This window comes from Falsiroseomonas oryzae (genome assembly GCF_027856955.1).
Classification (GTDB): domain Bacteria; phylum Pseudomonadota; class Alphaproteobacteria; order Acetobacterales; family Acetobacteraceae; genus Falsiroseomonas; species Falsiroseomonas oryzae.
This window is the reverse complement of record NZ_JAPSMD010000199.1, coordinates 1-9,782: the sequence shown is the minus strand read 5'-3', so window position 1 is coordinate 9,782 and position 9,782 is coordinate 1. Positions and strand designations below refer to the sequence as shown.

Annotated in this window: 6 protein-coding genes; all 6 read left to right on the top strand. The window is 72.2% G+C overall.

Annotation, left to right across the window (positions count from 1 at the left end):
• Positions 1-415: glucokinase (locus tag OZN99_RS18075; protein WP_270936660.1), on the top strand; the 415-nt coding region annotated here is incomplete at its 5' end.
• Between the two features lie 175 nt (positions 416-590).
• Complete coding sequence (locus tag OZN99_RS18070) at positions 591-3,086, top strand: glycogen/starch/alpha-glucan phosphorylase (RefSeq protein ID WP_270936659.1); 2,496 nt, start codon at positions 591-593, stop codon at positions 3,084-3,086.
• The gene (gene glgB / locus OZN99_RS18065; protein WP_270936658.1) at positions 3,086-5,332 is read left to right on the top strand and encodes a 1,4-alpha-glucan branching protein GlgB; all 2,247 of its coding nucleotides are present in this window, start codon (positions 3,086-3,088) and stop codon (positions 5,330-5,332) included. The genes OZN99_RS18070 and glgB overlap by 1 nt, the downstream gene beginning before the upstream one ends.
• Positions 5,322-6,590, top strand: coding sequence for a glucose-1-phosphate adenylyltransferase (gene glgC, locus OZN99_RS18060; protein WP_270936657.1), 1,269 nt, complete (start codon positions 5,322-5,324; stop codon positions 6,588-6,590). Before glgB ends, glgC begins: the two co-directional genes overlap by 11 nt.
• 2 nt (positions 6,591-6,592) lie before the next feature.
• Positions 6,593-8,026 carry a glycogen synthase GlgA gene (gene glgA, locus OZN99_RS18055; RefSeq protein ID WP_270936661.1) on the top strand — a complete coding sequence of 478 codons (1,434 nt, stop codon included), beginning with the start codon at positions 6,593-6,595 and terminating at the stop codon, positions 8,024-8,026.
• Positions 8,016-9,782, top strand: a 1,767-nt coding sequence (glgX, locus tag OZN99_RS18050) for a glycogen debranching protein GlgX (protein WP_270936656.1), incomplete at its 3' end; no start/stop codon positions are given. The genes glgA and glgX, both read left to right, overlap by 11 nt.

The following is a 9,782-nucleotide window of genomic DNA, read 5'->3' as shown; positions in this document are numbered from 1 at the left end:
GCGTTGCGGCCGGGCCGGCGCGGAGGAGGCGCTGTCCGGCCGGGGCCTCGCGAACCTGCACGCCGTCGTCGCCGGGCTGCGCTGCGTCGCCGTGCCGGACCGCGACGCCGCCGGCGTGACCACTGCGGCAGCCGACTGCCCGATTGCGGCGGAGGCGCTGGAGTTGTTCCTGGGCTTCCTCGCAGGCTTCGCGGGCGACCTGGCCTTGGCCTGGGGGGCGCGCGGTGGCGTGTTCCTTGCCGGCGGGATCCTGCCGAGGCTGGCGGACCGGATCGACGCGGCCGCGTTCAGGGCCCGGTTCGAGGCGAAGGCGCCGATGCAGGGCTGGATGGCCGAGGTGCCGCTGGCTCTGGTGACGCACCCGGCGCCCGCCTTCCTGGGCCTGGCCGCGCTGGCCGGCCTGACGGAGCCGTGACGGCGCCGCCGCCGCGCGCCAAGCTTCATTTCCCGGCAAGGCTCGGGCACATAGGGCCGCAAGGCGCGTTCGACGCCGACCGGAGCGGTCGCCTTCGGGCCCGCCACCGGACCAAGGCCGCCCGCGGGCGAGGGACGATCCGGCACCGACAGCGCCGAAGGGAACCAAGCGCCTGATGGACACGACGCCGCCGAACACCGCCCCCGCCGAGACCGGCGAGCCGCGAGACGGCCTGTCCGCGCCGCCGCGGGATGCCACAGCGCTGCGCGCGGCCATCGTGCGGAAGCTGACCTACGACCTGGGCAAGAGCCGGCTGGGCGCGCGCGACCGCGACTGGTTCATGGCGGCGGCGCTGGCGGTGCGCGACCACGTGGTGGACCGCTGGATCGACATGACGCGCGCCAGCTACCAGTCCGGCGCGAAGCAGGTGTACTACCTCAGCCTGGAATTCCTGGTCGGGCGGCTGTTCCGCGACAACGTCTCCAACCTCGGCCTGACCGGGCCCGTGGCAGAGGCGCTGGCGGGCCTCGGCGTGGATGCCGAGAAGCTGCGTGAGGCGGAACCCGACGCGGCGCTGGGCAATGGCGGTCTCGGGCGGCTGGCCGCCTGCTTCATGGAGAGCATGGCGAGCCTCGCCATCCCCGCCTTCGGCTACGGCATCCGCTACGACCACGGCCTGTTCCGCCAGATCATCCGCGACGGCTGGCAGCGCGAATACCCGGAGGACTGGCTGGTCAACGGCAATCCGTGGGAGTTCGCCCGGCCCGAGATCGCGCACGAGATCGGCTTCGGCGGCACGGTGGAGGCGGTGTCGGTCGGCGAGGCGCGGGTGCGCCATGTCTGGAAGCCGGCGGAGACGGTGCAGGCCGTGGCCTACGACACGCCGATCGTCGGCTGGCGCGGCCGGCATGTGAACACGCTGCGGCTGTGGTCGGCGCGCGCGGCCGATCCGCTGCGCCTCGATGCCTTCAACCGCGGCGACCATGTCGGCGCGTTGGCCGACACGGTGAAGGCGGAGAGCATCTCCAAGCTGCTCTACCCCTCGGACGAGACGCCGGCGGGGCAGGAGTTGCGCCTGCGGCAGGAATACTTCTTCACCTCCGCCGCCCTGCAGGACCTGGTGCGGCGGCACCTGCGCGTCTTCGGCGACCTGCGGTCCCTGCCCGACCGCGTCGCGGTGCAGATGAACGACACGCATCCGGCCATCGCCGTGGCGGAGCTGATGCGCATCCTGGTGGACCTGCACGACATCCCCTGGGATGAGGCCTGGGCGGCGACGCGGGGCACCATCAGCTACACCAACCACACCCTGCTGCCGGAGGCGCTGGAAAGCTGGCCGGTGCCGCTGATGGAACGGCTGCTGCCGCGCCACATGCAGCTGATCTACCTGATCAACGCCCTCCACCTGGACGAGGTGCGCGGCCGCTTCCCCGGCGACGACGCGCTGCTCTCCTCCGTCTCGCTGATCGAGGAAGGGCACGGGCGGCGCGTGCGCATGGGGCACCTGGCCTTCGTGGGCAGCCACAAGGTGAACGGCGTCTCCGCGCTGCACTCCGACCTGCTGACGCAGACGGTCTTCGCGGACTTCCACCGGATCGCGCCGGGGCGCATCACCAACAAGACCAATGGCATCACCTTCCGCCGCTGGCTGCACCAGTCCAACCCCGGCCTGACGGGGCTGCTGGTGGATGCCGTCGGGCCGGAGGTGCTGGACAGCGAACGGGCGCTGGAGCGGCTGCGGCCGCTGGCCGACGACGCCGCGTTCCGCGAGCGCTTCGCCGCGGTGAAGCGCGCCAACAAGCAGGCGCTGGCTTCGCTGGTGAAGGACCGGCTGCAGCTGCGGCTGGATCCCGACGCGATCTTCGACGTGCAGATCAAGCGGATCCACGAGTACAAGCGCCAGCTGCTGAACGTGCTGGAGACGGTGGCGCTCTACGACGAGATCCGCAGCCAGCCGACGCGGGACTGGGTGCCGCGGGTGAAGATCCTGTCGGGCAAGGCGGCCGCCAGCTACCACCGCGCCAAGCTGATCATCAAGCTGGCGCATGACGTGGCGCGCGTGGTGAACAGCGACCCGACCGTGCGCAACCGCCTCAAGCTGGTGTTCCTGCCGAACTACAACGTCTCCCTGGCGGAGGTGATCGTGCCGGCGGCCGACCTGTCGGAGCAGATCTCGACCGCGGGGATGGAGGCGTCGGGTACCGGCAACATGAAGTTCGCGCTGAACGGTGCGCTGACCATCGGCACGCTGGACGGGGCGAATGTGGAGATCGCCGAGCATGTCGGCGCGGACAACATCTTCATCTTCGGCCTGACGACGGAGCAGGTGGAGCAGCACCGGCGGGAGGGCTGGCGCGGCGAGCGCGCGGTGGCGCAGTCGCGCCGCCTGCAGGAGGCGCTGGAGCAGATCGAAGCCGGCGTCTTCTCCCCCGACGATCCGGATCGCTACAAGGGCCTGGTCGCGGACCTGCGCGGCACCGACTGGTTCATGGTGGCGGCAGATTTCGACAGCTACTACGCGGCGCAGCGCCGCGTCGCCGCGCGCTGGCGCGACCCGGCGGGCTGGGGCCGCTCTGCGGTGCTGAACACCGCCAACATGGGCTGGTTCTCCTCCGACCGCACCATCGCGGAATACGCGCAGGAGATCTGGAACGTGCCGGTGCAGCGCTGATGGAACCGTGGCGCGCGCCGCAGGGGGCGGTGGATGCCTTCCTGGCCGCGCGCCATGCGGACCCCTTCGCGCTGCTCGGGCCGCATGCCGTTCCGGGCGTCCCCTCGGGACATGTCGTGGTGCGCGCCTTCGTGCCGCATGCCGAGTTCCTCGACGTCGTCACCGCCGACGGCGCGCGCGTGCCGCTGGACCGCCGCGACGATGCCGGCTTCTTCGAGGGAGTGGTGCCCGGTGCGGCGCTCCCCCTCGCCTACCGCCTGGCGCCGCGCAACGCGGGCGGCGCCTGGGAGCTGGACGACCCCTATCGCTTCGGCCCGGCGCTCGGGCCGCTGGACGACCACCTGCTGGTGGAGGGCACGCATCGCCGCCTGCACGAACGGCTCGGCGCGCATGCGACGGTGCATGAGGGCGCGGCGGGCGTGCGCTTCGCGGTCTGGGCGCCGAATGCCGCGCGCGTCGCGCTGGTGGCCGGCTTCAACGACTGGGACCGCCGCCGCCACCCCATGCGCAAGCGGCTGGATTCCGGCCTGTGGGAGATCTTCATCCCCGGCATCGGGCCCGGCCAGCCCTACAAATTCGCCATCCTGGCGCAGGACGGGCAGGAGCAGCCCTGGAAGGCCGACCCCTTCGGCCTGGCGGCGGAGCTGCGCCCCTCCACTGCGTCGCTCGTCGCGGAGGAAGCGGGCTTCGCCTGGGACGACGCGGCCTGGCTGGCCGAACGCCCGGCGCGGCAATCCGCCCGCGCGCCCGTCTCGATCTACGAGGTCCACGCGACATCCTGGCGGCGGCACCCGGACGGGCGCTTCTACAGCTGGGACGAGCTGGCGGAATCGCTGATCCCCTATGCCGCCTGGATGGGCTTCACGCATCTCGAGCTGATGCCGGTGATGGAGCATCCGCTGGACGAGAGCTGGGGCTACCAGCCCATCGGCATGTTCGCGCCCACCGCGCGGCTGGGCGACGCGCGCGGGCTGATGCGCTTCGTGGATGCGGCGCATCGCGCGGGCCTCGGCGTGATCCTGGACTGGGTGCCCGCGCATTTCCCGCGCGACCCGCACGGGCTGATCCGCTTCGACGGACAGCCGCTGTACGAGCACGCGGACCCGCGCCGCGGCGCGCATCGCGAATGGGGCACGGCGGTATTCGACTACGGAAGGCGGGAAGTCGCAGCCTTCCTCGCCGCCTCCGCGCTGCACTGGCTGGACCGCTTCCATGCCGATGGGCTGCGGGTGGACGCGGTCTCGGCCATGGTGTGGCTCGACCATGGCCGCGCGCCCGGCGACTGGGCGCCGAACGAGGATGGCAGCACCGAGAACCGCGAGGCGATCGGCTTCCTGCGCCGCGTGAACGCGCTGGTCGCGGAGGAGCATCCCGGCGCGGCGATGGTGGCGGAGGAGGCGACCGCCTGGCCCGGCGTGACGCGCCCCGCGGCCGATGGCGGGCTCGGGTTCCGCTTCAAGTGGAACATGGGCTGGATGAACGACACGCTGCGCTACCTCGCGCTCGACCCCGTCCACCGGCGCTGGCACCACCAGCTCATGAACTTCGGCATCATGTACGCCTTCACCGAGGATTTCGTGCTGCCGCTGAGCCATGACGAGGTGGTGCACGGCAAGGGCTCGCTGCTCGGCCGCATCCCGCAGGGACGCAGCGTGGACGACTGGGAACGCTTCGCGACGCTGCGCGCCTATTACGGCTTCATGTGGGGCTATCCCGGCAAGAAGCTGCTGTTCATGGGCAATGAGCTGGCGCAGTGGCGCGAATGGTCCGAGGCACGGGAGCTCGACTGGTTCCTGCTGCAGTTCGGGCCGCATCACGGCGTGCAGACGCTGGTGCGCGACCTCAACGCGCTCTACCGCGACCAGCCGGCGCTTCACGCGCGCGACTGCGAGCCCGGGGGGTTCTGCTGGATCGACGCCGACGATGCGGAGAACAGCACCTTCAGCTGGCTGCGCTTCGGCGCGGCGGGCGATCCGCCCGTGGCGGTGCTGAGCAACTTCACCCCGATCCCGCGCGAGGGCGTACGGATCGGCCTGCCACAGGCCGGGCGCTGGCGGGAGGCGCTGAACACCGATGCGGCCTGCTATGGGGGGGCCGGCCTGGGCAATCTGGGCGCGGTGGAGGCGGAGCCGGTACCGCATCGCGGCTTCCCGGCCTCGGCCGTGGTGATGCTGCCGCCATTGGCAACGCTGTGGCTGGTGGCCGATGATGCCGGAAAGCCTGGGGAGGCGGAGGATGGCGCGTAGCTCCGAGACGTCTGGCGCGCCGCTGGCGCGGACGGCCATGGCCTTCGTGCTGGCCGGCGGACGCGGTTCGCGGCTGATGGAGTTGACCGACCGGCGCGCCAAGCCGGCGGTGTTCTTCGGCGGCAAGACCCGGATCATCGACTTCGCGCTGTCGAACGCGATCAATTCCGGCATCCGGCGCGTGGCGGTGGCCACGCAGTACAAGGCGCACAGCCTGATCCGTCACCTGCAGCGCGGCTGGAACTTCCTGCGGCCGGAGCGGAACGAGACCTTCGACATCCTGCCCGCCAGCCAGCGCACCAGCGAGACGGCGTGGTACGAGGGCACGGCGGATGCGGTGTTCCAGAACATCGACATCGTCGCCGACCACGCGCCGCGCCACATCGTCATCCTGGCCGGCGACCACATCTACAAGATGGACTACGAGCACATGCTGGCGCAGCACGTCGAAAGCGGCGCCGACGTGACGGTGGGCTGCATCGCCGTGCCGCGGCTGGAAGCGCGCGGCTTCGGCGTGATGCATGTGGACGCGCAGGATCGCATCGTGGAGTTCATGGAGAAGCCAGCCGACCCGCCCGGCATCCCGGGGCGGGAGGACATGGCGCTGGCCTCCATGGGCATCTACGTCTTCGAGACGAAGCTGCTGTTCGACCAGCTGAAGCGCGACGCCGCCACGCCGGGCACGCAACGCGACTTCGGGCGCGACATCATCCCCTGGCTCGTGAAGAACGGGAAGGCGGTGGCGCATCGCTTCGAGGCATCCTGTGTCCGCTCCTCGGCGGAGGCGATGCCCTATTGGCGCGACGTCGGCACGGTGGACGCCTATTGGGAAGCCAATATCGATCTGACCGACATCGTGCCGGAGCTCGACCTGTTCGACCGCGACTGGCCGATCTGGACCTATGCCGAGATCACCCCGCCGGCGAAGTTCGTGCACGACCTGGAAGGACGGCGGGGCGAGGCGATCTCCTCGCTCGTCTCCGGCGGCTGCATCCTCTCGGGGGCCAGCGCGCGGCGGTCGCTGCTGCACACGGGCGTGCACATGCATTCCTTCGCGCGCGTCGAGGGCGCGGTGCTGCTGCCCTATGTCGATGTCGGCCGCGGCGCGCGGCTGCGCAACGTGGTCGTGGACCGCGGCGTGCGCATCCCGGAGGGGCTGGTCGTGGGCGAGGATGCGGAGGCCGACGCCAAGCGCTTCCGCCGCACCGAGAAGGGCATCTGCCTGATCACCCAGCCGATGCTCGACAAGCTGGCATGACGCTGCGCGTGCTCGCGGTCGCGTCGGAATGCGCGCCGCTGGTCAAGACTGGCGGGCTGGCCGACGTGGCGGGCGCGCTGCCGGCGGCGCTGGCGCCGCAGGACGTGCAGGTCACCACGTTGCTGCCCGGCTATCCCGCGGTGATGCAGGCGATCGGCGAAGGCAGCACGCTGCGCCGGATCGGCGACCTGTTCGGCGGCCCCGCGCGGCTGCTGCGCGGCACGGCGGCGGGGCTGGACCTGGCGGTGCTGGAGGCGCCGCATCTCTTCGACCGGCCGGGCAATCCGTATCTCGCGCCGCATGGCGGCGAGTGGGAGGACAACGGGATCCGGTTCGCGGCACTCGGCGCGGCGGCAGCGATCCTCGTCGGCGCCGGCGGCTTCGATGCGGTGCATGCGCATGACTGGCAGGCGGGGCTGGTGCCGGCCTATCTGCGCTTCGCGCCGGGGCGTCGCGTGCCGGCGATGTTCACCGTGCACAACCTGGCCTTCCAGGGGAAATTCCCGCTGTCGCTGTTCCCCCGCCTCGGCCTGCCGGCGGAGGCGCTGTCGGTGCAGGGCGTCGAATACTACGGCACGGTCGGCTTCCTGAAGGCCGGGCTGTGGTATGCCGACCGCATCACCACCGTCTCCCCCACCTATGCGGCGGAGATCGGCACGCCGGCGCTGGGCATGGGGCTGGACGGGTTGCTGCGCGGGCGCGGCGGGCATGTCTCCGGCATCCTGAACGGGCTGGACACGGCGGATTTCGATCCGTCGCGCGACAAGCGCCTGGCTGCCCGCTTCAGTGCCGCCGATCCGTCGCCGCGCGCGGCGAACAAGGCGGCGCTGCAGGCGCGCATGGGCCTAGCACCCGATCCGGACGCGCTGCTGTTCGGCTTCGTCGGGCGGCTGGCATGGCAGAAGGGCGTGGACATGCTGCTCGGCGCGCTGCCGACGCTGCTGGGCGAAGGCGCGCAGCTCGCCGTGCTGGGCACCGGCGAATGGGGGCTGGAGGAAGGCTGCCGCGGTGCCGCCGCCGCGCATCCCGGCCGCGTCGGCGCGGTGATCGGCTTCGACGAGGCGTTGGCGCGGCTGGTCTATGGCGGCGCGGACGTGGTCCTGGTGCCCAGCCGCTTCGAGCCCTGCGGCCTGGCGCAGATGGCGGCGCTGCGCTACGGCGCGCTACCGCTGGTGGCGCATGTCGGCGGGCTGGTGGACAGCGTCGTGGACGCCAACGAGATGGCGCTCGCCGCCGGCATCGGCACCGGCTTCCACTTCGCGCCGGTGACGCAGGAGATGCTGGCGGCCACGATGCTGCGCGTCGCGCGGGTGTGGCGCGACCGCGCGGCCTGGCGCCGGCTCCAGGCGAATGCTCTGGCCACCGACGTGTCCTGGTCGCGCTCGGCGGCGCGCTACGCGGCGCTCTACCGGGAGATGGTGGCCGATGCCGGCTGAGGCTTCGGCCGGCCGGCCGGAGCCGCTCGGGGCGCGACTGACGGAGGACGGCGCGAACTTCGCCGTCCCCGCGCCGGATGCGACCGCGGTGCATGTCTGCATCTTCGATGCGCAGGACCGCGAGATCGCCCGCATCCGCCTGCCCGGGCGCACCGGCGCGGTGCATCACGGCGCCGTCGCCGGACTCGCCGCCGGCGCGCGCTATGGGCTGCGCGCCGAAGGGCCGTGGGACCCGGCGCGCGGGCTGCGCTTCAACCCGGCGAAGCTGCTGGTGGATCCCTGGGCGCGCGCACTGGACCGGCCCTTCGCGCTGCATCCCGCGCTGTTCGACACCAGCGACGCGCCCGATACGGCGGACAGCGCGCCCTTCGTGCCGAAGGCGGTGCTGGCCCCTGCCCTGCCTGCGGCGCCGCGCCGCGTCGCCGCGCCGCGGCCGCGCGTGATCTATGAGTTGCATGTGAAGGGCTTCACCGCCCGCCACCCGGCCATACCGGCGGCGATCCGCGGCACCTTCGCGGGCCTTGGCCATCCGGCGGCCGTCGCGCATCTCGTCGCGCTCGGCGTCACCACGGTGGAGCTGATGCCCGCCGCGGCCTGGGTGGACGAGCGGCACCTCCCGCCGCTCGGGCTGACCAACTACTGGGGCTACAACCCCGTCGCGTGGCTGGCGCCCGACCCGCGGCTCGCGCCCGGCGGCATGGCGGAGGTGCGCGCCGCCGTCTCGGCGCTGCAGGAGGCGGGGCTCGAGGTGATCCTCGACGTCGTGCTGAACCACAGCGGCGAGGGCGATGCGCTGGGGCCCACGCTGTCGCTGCGTGGCCTGGGCGAGGCGGCGTTCTACCGGATGCGCGACGGCCGCCACCTGGACGATGCGGGCTGCGGCAACACGCTGGCGCTGGACCGCCCCTGGGGCCTGAGGCTGGCGATGGATGCGCTGCGAAGCTGGGCGGAGGGCGCGGGACTCAACGGCTTCCGGCTCGACCTCGCGACCACGCTGGCACGACGCGACGGCGGCTTCGATGCGGATGCGCCACTGATCCAGGCGATGCGCCAGGATCCCGTGCTGCGCGACCTGCTGATCGTCGCGGAACCCTGGGACATCGGCGCGGAGGGCTATCGGCTCGGGCAGTTCCCGGCGGGCTGGGGCGAGTGGAACGACCGCTTCCGCGACGATGCCCGGCGCTTCTGGCGTGGCGATCCCGGCATGGTCGGTGCGCTGGCGACGCGGCTGGCGGGCTCGGCGGATGCGTTCCGCGCGCGGCCGCTGACCGACAGCGTGAACTACGTCGCCGCGCATGACGGCTTCACCCTGGCCGACCTCGTCAGCTTCACGGCCAAGCGCAACCACGCCAATGGCGAGGACAACCGCGACGGCACGGACGCCAACCACGCCTGGAACAACGAGGTGGAGGGGCCGAGCGACGATGCGGCGGTGATCGCGCGACGGCAGGCCGACATGCGCGCGCTGCTGGCCACGCTGCTGCTCGCGCGCGGCACGCCGATGCTCGGCATGGGCGACGAGTGCGGACGCAGCCAGGGCGGCAACAACAACGCCTACGCGCAGGACAATGCGACGAGCTGGTTCGACTGGCAGGGCGCGGATGCGGGGCTGCTCGGCTTCACGCGCCGGCTGGTCGCGGCCCGCCTCGCGCATCCGGCGCTGACGCATGCGGCGCCCTTGACCGGCGCGGCCGGCGCGGACGGGTTGCCCGACGTGGCCTGGCACCGGCCGGGCGGCGGCGCGATGGGCGACGCG